Origin of the sequence: Dechloromonas sp. H13 (assembly GCF_009469615.1) — a bacterium.
In the GTDB taxonomy this organism is placed as follows: domain Bacteria; phylum Pseudomonadota; class Gammaproteobacteria; order Burkholderiales; family Rhodocyclaceae; genus Azonexus.
The window spans coordinates 160756-177798 of the sequence record NZ_SSXX01000004.1; the positions used below are offsets into that span (position 1 = coordinate 160756).

At 65.3% G+C, this 17043-nt stretch carries 17 protein-coding genes and 4 tRNA genes; 18 read left to right on the forward strand and 3 right to left on the reverse strand.

Annotation, left to right across the window (positions count from 1 at the left end):
- Nucleotides 1-40 precede the first annotated feature (40 nt).
- Entirely contained in the window at nucleotides 41-940 is a 900-nt protein-coding gene (locus GH660_RS11040) for a LysR family transcriptional regulator (RefSeq protein WP_153146721.1), read from the reverse strand.
- A gap of 103 nt (nucleotides 941-1043) precedes the next feature.
- Here GH660_RS11040 and htpX point away from each other — a divergent pair, with 103 nt between their 5' ends.
- The 6 genes from htpX to GH660_RS11070 all read left to right on the forward strand — a co-directional run bounded on the left by htpX (nucleotide 1044) and on the right by GH660_RS11070 (nucleotide 8561).
- Nucleotides 1044-1916 carry a protease HtpX gene (gene htpX / locus GH660_RS11045; protein ID WP_153146722.1) on the forward strand — a complete coding sequence of 291 codons (873 nt, stop codon included), beginning with the start codon at nucleotides 1044-1046 and terminating at the stop codon, nucleotides 1914-1916.
- A gap of 45 nt (nucleotides 1917-1961) precedes the next feature.
- Nucleotides 1962-3203, forward strand: coding sequence for a TolC family protein (locus GH660_RS11050; RefSeq protein WP_153146723.1), 1242 nt, complete (start codon nucleotides 1962-1964; stop codon nucleotides 3201-3203).
- Entirely contained in the window at nucleotides 3200-4339 is a 1140-nt protein-coding gene (locus tag GH660_RS11055) for an efflux RND transporter periplasmic adaptor subunit (RefSeq protein WP_153146724.1), read from the forward strand. Before GH660_RS11050 ends, GH660_RS11055 begins: the two co-directional genes overlap by 4 nt.
- A complete protein-coding gene (locus GH660_RS11060; RefSeq protein WP_153146725.1) occupies nucleotides 4336-7446 on the forward strand; it encodes an efflux RND transporter permease subunit in 3111 nt (1036 codons plus the stop codon). Before GH660_RS11055 ends, GH660_RS11060 begins: the two co-directional genes overlap by 4 nt.
- Nucleotides 7443-7778 (forward strand): P-II family nitrogen regulator, encoded by a 336-nt coding sequence (locus GH660_RS11065; protein ID WP_153146726.1) that lies wholly within the window; start codon nucleotides 7443-7445, stop codon nucleotides 7776-7778. The genes GH660_RS11060 and GH660_RS11065 overlap by 4 nt, the downstream gene beginning before the upstream one ends.
- Nucleotides 7779-7898: 120 nt before the next feature.
- Complete coding sequence (locus GH660_RS11070) at nucleotides 7899-8561, forward strand: GAF domain-containing protein (RefSeq protein ID WP_153146727.1); 663 nt, start codon at nucleotides 7899-7901, stop codon at nucleotides 8559-8561.
- 88 nt (nucleotides 8562-8649) lie between these two features.
- Here the strand turns inward: GH660_RS11070 and GH660_RS11075 are convergent, their stop codons facing one another.
- The gene (locus GH660_RS11075) at nucleotides 8650-9126 is read right to left on the reverse strand and encodes a VOC family protein (protein WP_153146728.1); all 477 of its coding nucleotides are present in this window, start codon (nucleotides 9124-9126) and stop codon (nucleotides 8650-8652) included.
- A gap of 40 nt (nucleotides 9127-9166) precedes the next feature.
- Nucleotides 9167-9958: a prolipoprotein diacylglyceryl transferase gene (gene lgt / locus GH660_RS11080; protein WP_153146729.1), complete on the reverse strand. Its 792-nt coding sequence runs from the start codon at nucleotides 9956-9958 to the stop codon at nucleotides 9167-9169.
- Between the two features lie 75 nt (nucleotides 9959-10033).
- On the opposite strand from lgt, the gene ilvD reads away from it, so the two are divergent.
- The 12 genes from ilvD to rplA all read left to right on the forward strand — a co-directional run bounded on the left by ilvD (nucleotide 10034) and on the right by rplA (nucleotide 16908).
- Complete coding sequence (ilvD, locus tag GH660_RS11085; protein ID WP_153146730.1) at nucleotides 10034-11890, forward strand: dihydroxy-acid dehydratase; 1857 nt, start codon at nucleotides 10034-10036, stop codon at nucleotides 11888-11890.
- Nucleotides 11887-12507 (forward strand): homoserine/homoserine lactone efflux protein, encoded by a 621-nt coding sequence (rhtB, locus tag GH660_RS11090; RefSeq protein ID WP_153146731.1) that lies wholly within the window; start codon nucleotides 11887-11889, stop codon nucleotides 12505-12507. Before ilvD ends, rhtB begins: the two co-directional genes overlap by 4 nt.
- A 158-nt stretch (nucleotides 12508-12665) precedes the next feature.
- Complete coding sequence (locus GH660_RS11095) at nucleotides 12666-12974, forward strand: c-type cytochrome (RefSeq protein ID WP_153146732.1); 309 nt, start codon at nucleotides 12666-12668, stop codon at nucleotides 12972-12974.
- Nucleotides 12975-13069: 95 nt separating this feature from the next.
- Nucleotides 13070-13154, forward strand: a tRNA-Tyr gene (locus GH660_RS11100).
- Nucleotides 13155-13196: 42 nt separating this feature from the next.
- Nucleotides 13197-13270, forward strand: a tRNA-Gly gene (locus GH660_RS11105).
- Nucleotides 13271-13300: 30 nt separating this feature from the next.
- Nucleotides 13301-13375, forward strand: a tRNA-Thr gene (locus GH660_RS11110).
- 54 nt (nucleotides 13376-13429) lie between these two features.
- Nucleotides 13430-14620, forward strand: coding sequence for an elongation factor Tu (gene tuf / locus GH660_RS11115; RefSeq protein WP_153146733.1), 1191 nt, complete (start codon nucleotides 13430-13432; stop codon nucleotides 14618-14620).
- Nucleotides 14621-14682: 62 nt separating this feature from the next.
- A tRNA-Trp gene (locus GH660_RS11120) sits at nucleotides 14683-14758 on the forward strand.
- A gap of 24 nt (nucleotides 14759-14782) precedes the next feature.
- Nucleotides 14783-15136 carry a preprotein translocase subunit SecE gene (gene secE, locus GH660_RS11125; protein ID WP_153146734.1) on the forward strand — a complete coding sequence of 118 codons (354 nt, stop codon included), beginning with the start codon at nucleotides 14783-14785 and terminating at the stop codon, nucleotides 15134-15136.
- Complete coding sequence (gene nusG, locus GH660_RS11130; protein WP_153146735.1) at nucleotides 15133-15666, forward strand: transcription termination/antitermination protein NusG; 534 nt, start codon at nucleotides 15133-15135, stop codon at nucleotides 15664-15666. The genes secE and nusG overlap by 4 nt, the downstream gene beginning before the upstream one ends.
- Nucleotides 15667-15778: 112 nt before the next feature.
- Nucleotides 15779-16210: a 50S ribosomal protein L11 gene (rplK, locus tag GH660_RS11135; protein ID WP_153146736.1), complete on the forward strand. Its 432-nt coding sequence runs from the start codon at nucleotides 15779-15781 to the stop codon at nucleotides 16208-16210.
- 2 nt (nucleotides 16211-16212) lie between these two features.
- Nucleotides 16213-16908 carry a 50S ribosomal protein L1 gene (gene rplA, locus GH660_RS11140; protein WP_153146737.1) on the forward strand — a complete coding sequence of 232 codons (696 nt, stop codon included), beginning with the start codon at nucleotides 16213-16215 and terminating at the stop codon, nucleotides 16906-16908.
- Nucleotides 16909-17043: the final 135 nt, after the last annotated feature.

A 17043-nucleotide genomic window follows, 5' to 3' on the forward strand; every position in this document is an offset into this window, starting at 1 on the left:
TGGTTCTGCGTCGGGGGAAGGGATTATACCCCTCGTGGAATCAGGCGCCCGGCGGCGTCGGCGACGACGAGCACAGGACCTCGATGGCCGGATGGCGGATGCGCCGTTCGTTCGAGATGGCGTAGATCTGCTCGCTGACGCCACTCATCTCGCCGAGCGGCCGGGCGTCGAGCTGTTCGGCGACCTGCGCCGCGAGCGCCAGCGGCGCCGGAAAGAGGCCGAGCCCGGCGCGCCCGAAGGTGGTGAGCAGGGCGCTGTCCTGGAATTCGCCGACGATGCGCGGCCGGATGCCGATGCTCTCGATCCAGCGGTCGATGCGCCCGCGCAGGGCATTCTGGCGGGTCGGCAGGAAGAGCGGCGCGTCGTTCAGGCTGGCCGGGAAGTCGGGGGCATAGCGCGCGACCAGTGCGGCGCTGCCGAACAGGCCGGCGGCGAAGTCGCCGAGGGGCGTGCTGAACACCTTGAGGTTGCCGCTGACCGGCGCCGGGCGGTCGGTCAGCACGACGTCGAGGTGGTGCAGCGCCAGTTCGGCGAGCAGCGGCTCGAAACCGCCCTCGCTGCAGATCAGGCGCACGTCTTCCGGCATCGCCAGCACCGACGCCAGCAGCCGGTAGGCCAGCAGCTTGGGAATGCCGTCCGAGATGCCGGCGCGCAGGCGCAGGGCGCTGCCGCTGTCGGCGTTGCGCACCGCCTCCTCCAGCGCCTCGCCGAGCTGGAAGATCTGGTCGGCGTAACCGAGCGCCAGGCGCCCGGCGTCGCTCAGGGCCAGCCCGCGCCCCTGGCTGACGAACAGCGCCTTGCCCAGGCTGCGTTCGAGCAGCGACAGCTGGCCGCTGATCGTCTGCACCGCCACGCCGAGGCGCTCGGCGGCGCGCGTCATGCTGCCCTCGTGCGCGACGACCCAGAAATAGTGCAGGTGCTTGTAGTTCAGGTTGGCCATGGATTATCCGTAAAAAACGAAATATGCGTCAGTCTGAATAAGGTTTTAAAGGAGTGTCAAGCGCATTATCATGACGGCGTTTTCTGTCCCGATGGAGACCATCATGAAACGTGTTCTTCTGTTCCTCGCCACCAACCTCGCCGTCATGCTGGTGCTCGGCGTGGCGGCCAGCCTGCTCGGCGTCAATCGCTTCCTGACCGCCAACGGCCTCAACCTCGGCATGCTGCTCGCCTTTTCCGCGCTGATCGGCTTCGGCGGCGCCTTCATCTCGCTGCTGATGTCGAAGACCATGGCCAAGTGGAGCACCGGGGCGCAGGTCATCGAGTCGCCCAGCACCTCGACCGAGGTCTGGCTGGTCGATACCGTAGCCCGCCTGGCCGAACGCGCCGGCCTGCCGATGCCGGAAGTGGCCATCTATGAAGGTGAACCGAACGCCTTCGCCACCGGCGCCACGAAGAACAGCTCGCTGGTCGCGGTGTCGACCGGCCTGCTCGCCAGCATGACGCGCGAGGAGGCCGAGGCCGTGCTCGCCCACGAAGTCGCCCACATCGCCAACGGCGACATGGTGACATTGACGCTGATCCAGGGCGTGGTCAACACCTTCGTCGTCTTCCTCGCCCGCGTCGTCGGCTATGTGGTCGATGGCTTCCTGCGCCGCGGCGAGGAAAACAGCGGGCCGGGGATCGGCTACATGGTCACCAGCATGATCTGCGAGGTGATCTTCGGCGTGCTCGCCAGCATCATCGTTGCCTGGTTCTCCCGGCAGCGCGAGTTCCGTGCTGACGCCGGCGCGGCGCAACTGATGCGCTCGCCGGTGCCGATGCAGAACGCGCTGCGCCGCCTCGGCAGCCTGCATACCGAACCGCTGCCGTCGAACATGGCGGCTTCCGGCATCGCCGGCGGCGCCGGCCTGATGGCGCTGTTCGCCACTCACCCGCCGCTGGAAGAGCGGATTGCTGCGCTGAATCATTCCTGACCGCTGGCTGACACGAATGGTACGAGGCTTGCTAGAATCCCGCTTATGATGCATTGCACAAAACTTGTCGCCCTGGCCTGCGGGCTGGGGGCGACGCTGGCCTTCGCCCAGCCTGCCTACGACCTGCCGCAACTGGAGGCGCTGGCCCTCGATTCCAGCCGCGCCCTGTTCGCCGCGCGCGACCAGGTGACGGCGGCGCGTCATGCCGTCGATAGCGCCAGCGCCTTTCCCAACCCGGAGCTGGAGTATCTGGGCGGCACGACGCGGGCGCGCAGCAGCCTGGCCGGGACGCCGGGCGACGCGCGCAGCGTGACGCTAACCCAGCCGCTCGATATGCCGTGGCGGCGTTCGGCGCGCATCGGCGCTGCCGAGGCGGGGCTGGCGGCGACGACCGCAGCGACCCGCGGCTTCGAGGCCGACCTGCTGGCGCGCCTGCGCAGCCGCTATTTCGACGTCCTGCGCCGTGAGGCCGAGCTGCGCAATGCACGCGAAGACATGGCAGCCATGGAGAGTGTGCGCTCACGTATCGCGAAGCGCGTCGAAACCGGCGACGCCGCGCGCTTCGAGCTGATCAAGGCCGACGCCGAGGCGCTGAATGCCCAGAAGACGGCGCAGGCCGCCGGCTTCCGCGTCGATCAGGCGCGTTCCCTGTTGCGCCAGGCGGTCGGCGGCGCCCTGCCGGCCGAGTTCGTCCTGAGTGGCCGCCTCGGCGATGTGCCGCCGTTGCAGCCGCTCGACGGGCTGCGCCGGCAACTGAACGAAAGCAGCCCCGAATTGGCGCGGGCGCGCGCCGAAACGGTGCGCGCCGAGCGTCAGCTCGATCTCGAACGCGCTCAGCGCTGGCCGAACCTGGCCGTCAAGGGCGCGTTCAACGAGGACCCCGACATGCGCGCTTCGCAACTCGGCGTGGTGCTGACGATTCCGATCTGGGATCGCCGCAGCGGCCCGGTCGGCGAAGCGGCCGCGCAGCTGTCGCGGGCGCGCAACGAGCTGCAGGCCCACGAATTTTCGCTGGCGCAGACCCTGGAGGTCGCCTACCAGCAGTACGAAATCGCCCAGACGCAGGTGACGGCGCTCGAATCGGGCATCGTCCGCCAGGCCGAGTCGGCGCTGCGCGTTGCCGAAGCCGCCTACCGTTTCGGCGAGCGCGGCTTTCTCGAAGTGCTCGACGCCCAGCGCGTCTATCGCGCGGCACGTGCCGAACTGATCGCGGCGCGCTACGAACTGGCCTCGGCCTGGGTGGAAATTGAAAGACTGCGGGCGATCCCCGGAGGAAGAAGCGAATGAAAAATGCTCTTTTTTGGCTGTTGACCGCAGCAGTGCTCGCCGGCTGCAACAAAGAGGATGCCAGGACGGCGGCGCCGTCGGCGAACGATCCGATGCTCGTCGCGCCGGCTCCGGAGCTGCTGGCGCAACTGCAGCTGGCCGATGTCGGCACGCGGCCAGTCGCCGAAACCCTGCGCGTCGCCGGGCGCATCGATTTCGACGAGCAGCGCCTGGCGCGCATCGGCGCCACGGTCACCGGGCGCGTCACGCAGATCGACGCGCTGCTCGGCCAGGAAGTGAAGAAGGGCGAAGTGCTGGCGCGCCTGAACAGCAGCGAGCTGTCGAGCCAGCAGCTGGCCTATCTGAAGGCGCGTGCCCAGCTCGAACTGAACCGGCGCAATGCCGAGCGCGCCAAGGCGTTGTTCGAGGCCGACGTGATCGCTGCCGCCGAATTGCAGCGCCGCGAAAGCGAATTCCAGATATCGGTCGCCGAGACCCGCGCCGCCGCCGACCAACTGCAGCTGCTGGGCGTCAGCGCGGCGGCCATCGACCGTCTCGGCCAGCAGGGCGCGGTCGACTCGGTGACGCCAGTGGTGGCCACCATCGGCGGCGTCGTCGTCGAGCGCAAGCTGGCCCAGGGCCAGGTCGTGCAGCCGGCTGACGCACTCTTTGTGGTGGCCGATCTCTCCCGCCTGTGGGCGGTGGCGCAGGTGCCGGAACAGCAGGTCAGCCAGGTCAAGGCCGGGCAGTCGGTCAGTATCGAGGTGCCGGCGCTGGGCAACGAGAAGCTGGTCGGCAAGCTGATCTTCGTCGGCCAGACGATCAACCCGGAAACGCGTACGGTGCTCGTCCGCACCGAGCTGGACAACCGCGACGGCCGCCTCAAGCCGGCCATGCTGGCCTCGATGCTGATCGAGGCGAAGCCGGTCGAGCACCTGGTGGTCCCGGCCAGCGCCGTGGTGCGCGAAAACGACGAGGACCATGTCTTCGTCGCCGAGGGCGACGGCGTGTTCCGCCTGCTCAAGGTCAAGCTCGGTCCCGAGCACAGCGGGGTGCGGGTGGTCCTCGCCGGGCTCAAGGGGCAGGAGAAGGTGGTCGTCGGCGGCGCCTTCCATCTGAACAACGAGCGTAACCGCAAGGAAATGGAGGGCGCGTGATCGAGTCGCTCGTTCGTGGGGCGCTCAAGCAGCGCCTGGTCGTCGCGGTGATCGCCAGCGTCCTCTTCTTCTTCGGACTCGACGCGGCGCGCAAGCTTTCCGTCGACGCCTTTCCCGATGTCACCAACATCCAGGTGCAGATCGCCACCGAAGCTCCCGGCCGTTCGCCGGAGGAAGTCGAGCGCTTCGCCACGGTACCGCTGGAAGTGGCGATGACCGGCTTGCCCGGGCTGGAGGAAATGCGCTCGCTGAACAAGCCGGGGCTGTCGCTGATCACCCTGGTCTTCAACGATAAGACCGACGTCTATTTCGCCCGCCAGCTGGTCATGGAGCGTCTGCTCGAAGTCGGCTCGCGCCTTCCGCAGGGCATCACGCCGGTGCTCGGGCCGGTGTCGACCGGCCTCGGCGAGGTCTACCAATACACGCTCGAACACCCGGACGACGGCGACCGGACGCTGACGCAGGACGAACTGATGCAGCGCCGCATCGCCCAGGACTGGGTGGTGCGGCCGCTGCTGCGTTCGATTCCCGGTGTCGCCGAGATCAACTCGCAGGGCGGCTTCGCCAAGCAGTACCAGGTGCTGGTCAATCCCGACAAGCTGCGCCATTTCGGGTTGTCGATCGCCGACGTCTACCAGGCGGTCGGGCGCAACAACGCCAACGCCGGCGGCGGCGTGCTGCCGCAATACGCCGAGCAGTACCTGATCCGCGGCGTCGGCCTGGTGCGCGACCTCGACGACCTGCGCGCCATCGTGCTCAAGGAGAAGGACGGCGTGCCGGTCTATGTGCGCGACGTCGCCGAAGTGCAGATCGGCCACGAGGTACGCCAGGGCGCGGTGATCAAGAACGGCGTCACCGAAGCGGTCGGCGGCGTGGTGATGATGATCGCCGGCGGCAACGCCAAGGAGGTGGTCAGCCGGATCAAGGCGCGGGTCGACGAGATCAACGCCAAGGGCATGCTGCCGGACGGGTTGAAGATCGTCGCCTATTACGACCGCTCGGAACTGGTCGATGCGGCACTGTGGACCGTGACCAAGGTGCTGCTCGAAGGCGTCGTGCTGGTCGTCGTCGTCCTCTTCCTCTTCCTCGGCGACGTGCGTTCGTCGCTGATCGTCGTCGCGACGCTGGTCTTGACGCCGCTGCTGACCTTCATGGCGATGAACAAGCTCGGCATTTCTGCCAACCTGATGTCGCTCGGCGGCCTCGCCATCGCCATCGGCCTGATGGTCGACGGCTCGGTGGTGGTCGTCGAGAACGCCTTCCTGCAGCTCGGCCGCCATGCCAAGAGCGGCGAAAGCCAGACGCGGGTCATCCTGCGTGCCGTCCTCGAGGTGGCGACGCCGGTCATCTTCGGCGTCGGCATCATCATCCTCGTCTTCCTGCCGCTGATGACGCTGCAGGGGATGGAAGGCAAGATGTTCGCGCCGCTCGCCTACACCATCGCCATCGCGCTCGGCATTTCGCTGATCCTGTCGCTGTCGCTGACGCCGGTGATGTCGACCTACCTGCTCAAGCCGCCGGCGCACGACGGGGACCACGACACCAGGCTGATCGCGGCGATGAAGCAGCGCTACATGAAGATGCTGCACTGGGCACTGGGCAACGAGAAGAAGACCGTGACCGTGGCGGTCGGCGCCTTCGCGCTGACGCTCGGCATGCTGCCCTTCCTCGGCACCGCCTTCATTCCGGAAATGAAGGAAGGCTCGGTGGTGCCCGGCATCAACCGGGTGCCGAACATCTCGCTCGACGAGTCGATCAAGATGGAAATGGAGGCGATGCGCCTGGTCATGCAGGTGCCTGGCGTCAAGTCGGCGGTGTCCGGCGTCGGGCGCGGCGAATCGCCGGCCGACCCGCAGGGGCCGAACGAATCGACGCCCATCGTCAGCCTCAAGCCGCGCAGCGAATGGCCAAGCGGCTGGACGCAGGACGACATCCAGGAGGCGATGCGCGAAAAGCTGCGGGTCCTGCCGGGCGTGCAGATCGTCATGGCGCAGCCGATTTCCGACCGTGTCGACGAGATGGTGACCGGCGTTCGTTCCGACATCGCGGTCAAGGTCTTCGGCGACGATCTCGACCAGTTGCGCCGGGTCGCCGGCCAGATCGGCAAGGTCGCGCAGTCGCTGCAGGGGGCGCAGGATCTGCGCATCGAACGGATCAGCGGCCAGCAGTACCTGTCGGTCGAGATCGACCGCCAGGCGATCGCCCGCCTCGGCCTCAACGTCGCCGACGTCAACGATGTGCTCGAGACGGCGATCGGCGGCAAGGTGGCGACCGAAATCTTCGAGGGCGAGCGCCGCTTCCCGGGCGTCGTGCGGCTGCCGGAACGCTTCCGCAACAATGTCGAGGCCATTTCGAACGTGCTGATCACCTCGCCGAACGGCGCCCAGGTGCGCTTGACCGACGTCGCGAAGATCCGCGTCATGGACGGGCCGGCGCAAATTTCGCGCGAGCTCGGCAAGCGCCGCATCGTCGTCGGCGTCAACGTCAAGGACCGCGACCTGGGCGGCTTCGTCGCCGAACTGCAGAAGAAGGTCGAGCAGCAGGTCAAGCTTCCGGAAGGCTATTACCTGGAGTGGGGCGGCCAGTTCCAGAACATGGAACGGGCGCTCGGCCACCTGATGGTGATCATCCCGATCACCATCGCGGCGATCTTCTTCCTGCTCTTCCTGCTGTTCAATTCGCTGCGCTTCGCGACCCTGATCATCACCGTCCTGCCCTTCGCCTCGATCGGCGGCATCATCGGCCTCTTCATCACCGGCGAATACCTGTCGGTGCCGGCCTCGGTGGGCTTCATCGCGCTCTGGGGCATCGCCGTACTGAACGGCGTGGTCCTGGTTTCGTACATTCGCGGCCTGCGCGAGGAGGGGCGCAGCGTGCGCGAGGCGGTGGTCGAAGGCGCAACGCTGCGTTTCCGGCCGGTGATGATGACGGCGACGGTCGCCATGCTCGGCCTGATCCCCTTCCTGTTCTCGAGCGGGCCGGGTTCCGAGGTGCAACGGCCGCTCGCCATCGTCGTGATTGGCGGTCTGATCACATCGACGCTGCTGACGCTGGTCGTCCTGCCCACCATCTACCGCTGGTTTGACGAGGAGGAAGTCGAGGCATGAAGGAAATCAAGGCGGTCATCCGCCCCAACAAGCTGACGCTGCTGCGCGACGCGCTGGTCGCACTGCCCGGGTTTCCCGGTATGACGGTGAGCAAGGTCGAGGGGTGCAGCGCGCCCTCGCGCCACATCGTCCGCCAGAAGATCAAGGACGAACTGACCGACTATTCGCCGAAGGTGCGGGTCGAGATCATCGCCCCGGACGAGGTCGCCGAGGCCATCTTCCAGCGCATCACCGAGATCGCCCAGACCGGGCATTACGGCGACGGGCTGGTGTGGATCACCGACATCGAGAAGGCGGCGTTCGTCTTCAAGACCATGCCCGGGCCGGGCTGACGGGGATTTTCGACCGGCGGAATCGCTGCGTCGTGGCGGATTTCACGGTCGCTTTGCGGGGGCGCGCCTAGAATCGCCGGCATCTTGTCACGGTATGAATCCGCCCGTCCACGCAACCCGATGCACACCATCCCCGACCCTGGCGCCCGGCCCGTCCTGGCGTCGCCGACGCAACTGCAGGAGGGCATCGCCGCCTTGTCACGCGGCGCCTACTTCCGCGAGGCGTCGCTCGAAATGGCGTTGAGCATCCTGACCGAATCGGCGGCGCGCATGTCGGGCATCGAACGCGTCAGCATCTGGGCGCTGACCGGCGATCATCGCGAACTGTGCTGCCTGGATCTCTACGAACTGTCGCCGCAGCGGCACGGCGGCGGCGAGCGCATCATGGCCAGCCATTATCCCGACTACTTCCGGGCCCTGCGCAGCGAATCCTGCATCGTCGCCGACGATGCCGCCCGCCATCCGGCCACCAGGGAGTTCGCCACCGACTACCTGACACGCCATCGCATTGCGGCGGTGCTCGACACGCCGATCCACATTCGCGGCGAGTTACAGGGCGTTCTTTCGCTCGAACAGGTCGGCACGCGCGAACCCTGGCATGCCGCCCATTGCCTGTTCGCCCACGCGGTGGCGAACATGGTGACGCTCGCCCTCGTCGAGCACGAGGCGGCGCAGGCCCGGCATCAGGCCAAGGCGGCGAGCGAACACCTGCGCAAGATGTTCGACCTGACGCAGGATCCGGCGTCGCCGGGCGACCTGGCCGGGGATGCCCAGCCGGCGTAAGCGGCCGGCGCCGGCGCACCGCGCCATGTGCCGCGAAATTCGGGTTTTTGCGGGCGTCGACCGCAACCGGCCGCGCCCGGGGTGCAGATCAGCCGGCGGCCAGTTTGGCGAAGGCCGAAACGACCTCCGGCGGAGCCTGCACCAGTTCGATCAGCACGCCTTCGCCGCCGATCGGGAACTCCTCGTTGCCCTTGGGGTGCAGGAAGGTGATGTCGAACCCGGCAGCGCCCTTGCGGATGCCGCCCGGCGCGAAGCGCACGCCGTTGGCCGACAGCCATTCGACGGCCTTCGGCAGGTCGTCGATCCACAGGCCGACGTGATTGAGCGGCGTGGCATGGACGGCCGGCTTCTTTTCCGGATCGAGCGGCTGCATCAGGTCGACCTCGACCTTGAACGGGCCGCTGCCCATGGCGCAGATGTCCTCGTCGACGTTTTCGCGCTCGGAAACGAAGGTGCTGGTGACCTCGAGGCCGAACATGTCGACCCACAGCGTGCGCAGCTTGTCCTTGGACGGGCCGCCGATGGCGATTTGCTGGATGCCGAGAACCTTGAACGGACGTGTCATGACTGGATTCCTGTCGTGTGGTGGATAACGTAATCCATAATTATAGAGGCTTCCGGCGGTAGGCCAGCACCAGCATGGCGACGCCGATCAGGACCATCGGCAGCGACAGCCACTGGCCCATGCTGATCGTGTACGACTGCCCGAAGATGCCGTGGTCGGGCTCGCGGAAATACTCGGTGACGAAGCGGAAGGCACCGTAGCCGATCAGGAAGACGCCGGACACCGCGGCGCGCGGTCGCGGTCGACTACTGAAAATCCACAAAATCGCGAACAGCGCCAGCCCTTCCAGCGCGACATGATAGAGCTGCGACGGATGGCGCGGCTGCATGTCGCCGGACTGCGGAAACACCATCGCCCAGGGCAGGCCGGGGTCGGCGACGCGGCCCCACAGCTCGCCATTGATGAAGTTGCCAATGCGCCCGGCGGCCAGCCCGAGCGGCACCAGCGGCGCGATGAAGTCGGTGACGTCGAACCAGGCGATGCGGTGCTTGCGCGACCACAGGCCCATGGCGGCGAGGACGCCGAGAAAGCCGCCGTGAAAGGACATGCCGCCCTTCCAGACGGCGAATATTTCGAGCGGGTGGGCGAGGTAGTAAGCGGGTTCGTAGAACAACACCTGCCCCAGGCGGCCGCCGACGATCACCCCGAGCATGCCGTAGAACAGCAGGTCGTCGAGCTGCTCGACGGTCAGCAGACCGGGCCGGGTGCGAATCCGGTAGCGGCCGAGCAGGATGAACTGAATGAAGGCGACCAGGTACATCAAGCCGTACCAGCGCACGGCCAGCGGGCCGAGCGAGAAGGCGACGGGGTCGAACTGGGGATGAAGAAGCATCGCAGCGGAGAGTCGGCTAAAATGGTCCAATTATAGTTCGCGCCGCTATGCGCAAAGTTTTCGACGGAGACAGACATGCCCGATTACCGCTCCCGCACCTCCACCCACGGCCGCAACATGGCCGGCGCGCGCGCCCTGTGGCGCGCCACCGGCATGAAGGACGGCGATTTCGGCAAGCCGATCATCGCCGTGGTCAACAGCTTCACCCAGTTCGTGCCGGGCCACGTCCATCTCAAGGACCTCGGCCAGATGGTCGCCCGCGAGATCGAGGCGGCCGGCGGCATCGCCAAGGAATTCAACACCATCGCCATCGACGACGGCATCGCCATGGGCCACGGTGGCATGCTCTACTCGCTGCCCAGCCGCGACCTGATCGCCGATTCGGTCGAATACATGGTCAATGCCCACTGCGCCGACGCCATGGTCTGCATCTCGAACTGCGACAAGATCACCCCGGGCATGCTGATGGCCGCCATGCGCCTCAACATTCCGTGCATCTTCGTTTCCGGCGGCCCGATGGAAGCCGGCAAGGTCAGGCTGCAGGGCGAGGTCATCCACCTCGACCTCGTCGATGCCATGGTCAAGGCCGCCGACAGCGCCGTCTCCGAGGCCGACCTGGCCGAGATCGAGCGCTCGGCCTGCCCGACCTGCGGTTCGTGTTCCGGCATGTTCACCGCCAACTCGATGAACTGCCTGACCGAGGCGCTCGGCCTCTCGTTGCCCGGCAACGGCACCGTCGTCGCGACGCACGCCGACCGCAAGGAACTGTTCCTGCGCGCCGGGCGCCAGGTCGTCGAGCTGTGCCGCCGCTATTACGAGCAGGGCGACCTCTCGATCCTGCCGCGTTCGATCGCCACCTTCCAAGCCTTCGAGAACGCGATGACCCTCGACGTTGCGATGGGCGGCTCGACCAACACCGTGCTGCACATCCTGGCGGCGGCGCAGGAGGCTGGCGTTGATTTCAAGATGGCCGACATCGACCGCATTTCGCGCCAGGTGCCCTGCCTGTGCAAGGTGGCGCCGATGACTGACAAATACCACATCGAGGACGTGCATCGCGCCGGCGGCATCATGGGCATCCTCGGCGAACTCGACCGCGCCGGCCTGCTGCACCGCAACGTGGCGACCGTGCATGAGAAGACGCTGGGCGACGCCATCGACCGCTGGGACATCGTGCGCACGCAGGACGCGACGGTCCACGAATTCTTCCGCGCCGCCCCGGGCGGCGTGCCGACCCAGGTCGCCTTCTCCCAGAACCTGCGTTTCAGCGAACTCGACCTCGACCGCAGTCGTGGCTGCATCCGTACCCGGGCCGACGCCTATTCCCAGGAAGGCGGCCTGGCGGTCCTCCACGGCAACATCGCGGTGGACGGCTGTATCGTCAAGACGGCCGGCGTCGACGAGTCTATCTGGAAATTCACCGGCACCGCGCGCGTCTTCGAAAGCCAGGATGCTGCGGTCGACGGCATTCTGGGGGGCAAAATCGTCGCCGGCGACGTTGTCGTGATTCGCTACGAAGGCCCCAAGGGCGGCCCCGGCATGCAGGAAATGCTCTACCCGACCTCGTACCTGAAGTCGCGCGGTCTCGGCAAGCAATGCGCGCTGCTCACCGATGGCCGCTTCTCCGGCGGCACTTCCGGCCTGTCGATCGGCCATGCTTCGCCGGAAGCCGCCGACGGCGGCGCTATCGGGCTGGTCGAAGAGGGTGACACCATCGAGATCGACATCCCCAACCGGCGCATCCATCTCGCCGTCAGCGATGACGAACTGGCGCGCCGGCGTGCCGCCATGGAGGCGCGGGGCGATGCGGCATGGCAGCCGGTGGCGCGCGAGCGCTTCGTTTCGGCAGCCCTGCAGGCCTACGCCCTGATGACTACCTCGGCCGACAAGGGTGCCGTGCGCGACGTGACGCAGATCCAGCGCCGCAAGTGAGTCTGCCGCTCTGGCTCGGGTTCCTGCTGGCGGCGATCCTGATCGCCGTCACGCCCGGGCCGGGCGCGGTTATCAGCATGGGCACCGGCATCCGCCACGGCTACCGGGCGGCGCTGACGGTCATTCTCGGGTTGCAGGTGGCGCTGGTGGCGCATGTCGCGGTCGTCGCGCTGGGGCTCGGCGCGCTGCTGGCGGCTTCCGAGACCGCCTTCGCGGTGCTCAGGTTCATCGGGGCCTCCTACCTGATCTGGCTCGGCACACAGAAATGGCGGGCGCCCGTCGTTCCCGCCGATGCCGCTGCGTCGCCCCTGCCCCGCAACGGCTTGTTCCTGCAGGGGGTGCTGGTCAATCTGACGAATCCCAAGGCCATCGTTTTCATCTGCGCGCTGGTCCCGCCCTTCATCGATCCGGCGCGGGCGCAACTGCCGCAATACCTGGTCATCGCGGCGACGCTGTGCCTGACCGACATCGTAGTGATGTCGGGCTATGCCCTGGCCGCGGCGCACCTCGGTCGCTGGTTGCACGATCCGGCGGCCATCCGGTTGCAGAACCGCATGTTCGGCGGGCTGTTCGTGTCGGCCGGCGCACTTCTCGCCTTCTCTTCGCGCAACGCGTGACGGTGCCGGTCAACGCTCGTCGCATGTCCCGCGTTAATCGATGGCGGCCGGCGTCTTACCGGGCCGAATCGTGGCGGCAAGCGGTTTTCAAGGCCGACAAAAGGTTTTATCATCACCAACTGATTTACCACCATCAACCCGACGAACGGAGCGAGAGAATGAAAGCTGTTTATGTTGCCATGCTGGCCGCAGCAGGTGTCGTGATTGCCGGTCAGGCCCAGGCTGACGAAGCGCTGGCCAAGGCCAAGAACTGCATGGCCTGCCATGCCATCGACAAGAAGGTGGTCGGTCCGGCGTACAAGGACGTTGCCGCCAAGTACAAGGGCGACAAGGGCGCCGTCGCTACCCTGGCCGCCAAGATCAAGGCCGGCGGCAAGGGCGTCTGGGGCGAGGTTCCGATGCCCCCGAACAACGTCACGCCGGAAGAGGCGACCAAGCTGGCAACCTGGGTCCTGGCCCAGAAATAACCGTGTTATTGTCAGAAAGCCGGCCTTGGCCGGCTTTTTTGCGTTTACGGGTGTTGACACGACAGTCGTGCCTCGGGATAATCTCGCGTTCTTCCGGAGGGGTACCCAAGCGGTCAACGGGAACAGACTGTAAATCTGTCGGCTCTGCCTTCGAAGGTTCGAATCCTTCCCCCTCCACCAGATTGAATGCTGTAGCGGCTAGTGCTGCGGGGCAAGGGTTAAGCGGGTGTAGCTCAATGGTAGAGCTGAAGCCTTCCAAGCTTAAGACGAGGGTTCGATTCCCTTCGCCCGCTCCATTTTGCGGTACGGCTGGAGTTTTAAGGTAGGCCCATGTGGCTCAGTGGTAGAGCACTCCCTTGGTAAGGGAGAGGTCGGCAGTTCGATCCTGCCCATGGGCACCACCGATTTAGCTTTGATTCTGGATTTTTTGCTTATTTGATGATTGGGGAACTGGAATGGCTAAGGAAAAATTCGAGCGTACGAAACCGCACGTAAACGTTGGCACGATTGGACACGTTGACCACGGCAAGACCACGCTGACTGCTGCGATCACTACGGTGCTGTCGGCCAAGTTCGGCGGCTCGGCCAAGAAGTACGACGAAATCGACGCGGCGCCGGAAGAAAAGGCACGCGGCATCACCATCAACACCGCCCACGTCGAATACGAAACCGCCAACCGCCACTACGCCCACGTCGACTGCCCGGGCCACGCCGACTACGTCAAGAACATGATCACCGGTGCCGCCCAGATGGACGGTGCGATCCTCGTCTGTTCCGCCGCCGACGGCCCGATGCCGCAGACCCGCGAGCACATCCTGCTCGCCCGTCAGGTCGGCGTCCCGTACGTCCTGGTTTACATGAACAAGTGCGACATGGTCGACGACGCCGAACTGCTCGAACTCGTCGAAATGGAACTCCGCGAACTCCTCTCCAAGTACGACTTCCCGGGTGACGACACCCCGATCATCCACGGCTCCGCTCTCAAGGCCCTCGAAGGCGACCAGTCCGAAATCGGCGAACCCTCCATCTTCCGTCTCGCCGACGCCCTGGATTCCTACATCCCGACCCCGGAGCGCGCCATCGACCAGCCCTTCCTGATGCCGGTCGAAGACGTCTTCTCCATCTCCGGTCGCGGCACCGTCGTCACCGGCCGTGTCGAGCGCGGCATTGTCAAGGTCGGCGAGGAAATCGAAATCGTCGGTATCCGCCCGACCCAGAAGACCACCTGCACCGGTGTCGAAATGTTCCGCAAGCTGCTCGACCAGGGTCAGGCCGGCGACAACATCGGCGCCCTGCTGCGCGGCACCAAGCGTGAAGACGTCGAGCGTGGCCAGGTTCTGTGCAAGCCGGGTTCGGTCAAGCCGCACACCCACTTCACCTCCGAAGTGTACATCCTGTCCAAGGACGAAGGCGGTCGCCACACCCCGTTCTTCAACGGCTACCGTCCGCAGTTCTACTTCCGCACCACCGACGTCACCGGCTCGATCGACCTGCCTGAAGGCACCGAGATGGTCATGCCGGGCGACAACATCGCGATGACGATCAAGCTGATCGCCCCGATCGCCATGGAAGAAGGCCTGCGCTTCGCCATCCGTGAAGGCGGTCGTACCGTCGGCGCCGGCGTCGTCGCTAAAATCATCGAGTAATCGACGGAAGTCTGGTATTGAAAGCGCTTCGGGCAACCGAAGCGCTTTGATGTTTCTGCAGCAGGGGTGTAGCTCAATTGGTAGAGCAACGGTTTCCAAAACCGTAGGTCGGGGGTTCGATTCCCTCCGCCCCTGCCACTCTCTTTAAAGATCGCGAAAGTCATGGCTGACAAGATCAAGTTTGCGCTGGCGCTGGTTGTCCTGGCTGCGGGCGTGGCTGGTTTCTACCTGCTCTCCGAGCAGGCAATGATTTTGCGCGTCCTTGCGGTACTTGCCGGGGTGGCGCTTGCCGTTGCCGTTGCGTGGAAAACCGAACCGGGGCAGCGCTTCTTCACCTTTGCCAACGAGTCGGTGGTCGAGGCGAAAAAGGTCGTCTGGCCGACGCGCAAGGAAACCATGCAGACCACCGGCGCGGTATTCGCCTTCGTCGTGGTCATGGCCCTGTTCCTCTATCTGACTGACAAGAGCCTCGAATGGGTGCTTTACGATCTCGTGCTGGGCTGGAGGAAATCATGAGCAAGCGCTGGTATGTGGTTCATGCCTACTCCGGGTTCGAGAAAAGCGTGATGCGCGCCATTCAGGAACGGATCGAGCGGCTTGGGATGCAGGACAAGTTCGGTCGCATCATGGTGCCGGTCGAGGAAGTCGTTGAAATGAAGGGTGGTCAGAAGGCCATTTCCGAGCGCAAGTTCTTCCCCGGCTATGTGCTGTGCGAAATGGAGATGGACGACGACTCCTGGCATCTGGTCAAGAACACGCCCAAGGTCACCGGATTCGTTGGTGGTACCGCAACCAAGCCGACGCCGATTTCCCAGAAGGAAGTCGACAAGATCATGCAGCAGATGCAGGAAGGGGTGGAAAAGCCCCGTCCGAAAGTGCTGTTCGAAGTCGGCGAGGTCGTGCGAGTCAAGGAAGGCCCGTTCACCGACTTCCATGGCTCGGTCGAGGACGTCAATTACGAAAAGAATCGCCTGCGCGTGTCGGTCACGATTTTCGGACGCGCGACGCCGGTCGAACTCGAGTTTGCCCAGGTGGAAAAGGCCTGAGCGGACGGAAAGGTTTCAGGGGTCTGCCGGCTGCCCCGAATTAGTCCGGCAAGAGGAGCGCAACTAGGCGTAGGCCGAAAGCGCGTTACCACTCATCAATCAAGGAGCAATCATGGCCAAGAAAATTGTTGGCTACATCAAGCTGCAAGTGCCGGCCGGCAAGGCGAACCCGTCGCCGCCGATCGGTCCCGCGCTGGGTCAGCGCGGTCTGAACATCATGGAATTCTGCAAGGCCTTCAACGCGCAGACGCAGGGCGTCGAGCCGGGTCTGCCGATTCCGGTGGTGATCACCGCCTTCGCGGACAAGTCCTTCACCTTCGTGATGAAGACCCCGCCGGCGACCATCCTGATCAAGAAGGCTGCCGGCATCAAGTCCGGCTCCGCCAAGCCGCATACCGACAAGGTCGGCAAGATCACGCGCGCCCAGGCCGAAGAAATCGCCAAGACCAAGATGCCCGACCTGACTGCAGCCGACATGGATGCAGCGGTTCGTACCATCGCAGGTTCCGCCCGTTCCATGGGCATTACGGTGGAGGGTCTGTGATCATGGCCAAGCTCACGAAAAAGCAGAAGTCGCTGCAGGGCAAGATTGTCCCGCAGAAGCTCTATCCGGTTCAGGAAGCCCTGACGCTGGCGAAGGAAACCGCGATTGCCAAGTTCGACGAGTCGATCGACGTCGCGGTCAATCTCGGCGTCGATGCGCGCAAGTCCGACCAGGTTGTCCGTGGCTCCGTCGTGCTGCCGGCCGGGACCGGCAAGTCGGTGCGCGTCGCCGTTTTTGCCCAGGGTGAAAAGGCGGAAGCTGCCAAGGCTGCCGGTGCCGATGTCGTCGGTTTCGACGATCTGGCGGCCGAGGTCAAGGCCGGCAACCTGAATTTCGATATTGTCATCGCCACGCCGGATGCCATGAAGGTTGTCGGTCAACTCGGCCAGATCCTCGGCCCGCGCGGTCTGATGCCGAACCCGAAGGTCGGTACGGTGACCATGGATGTGACGACGGCCGTCAAGAATGCCAAGGCCGGTCAGGTTCAGTACCGCACTGACAAGGCCGGCATCATTCACGCCACCATCGGTCGCGCCTCGTTCTCCGTCGAGAATCTGGAAACCAACCTGAAGGCGTTGATCGATGCGCTGAACAAGGCGAAGCCGGCTTCGTCCAAGGGCCAGTACCTGCGCAAGGTCGCGGTTGCTGCCACCATGGGGCCGGGCGTTCGCGTCGATCAGGCTACTCTGGTCGGCTAAACAGTACTTTGGGCCGCAGCCTACCGTTCCGACGTTGGGCTGCGGATCGTCAAAGACCGCAGGCGCCCCGGCAACGAGGCTTAATCGCGAAAGCACCCTGCGCAGACGGTGTCCCCGAACAAGATTTTCTGCCAC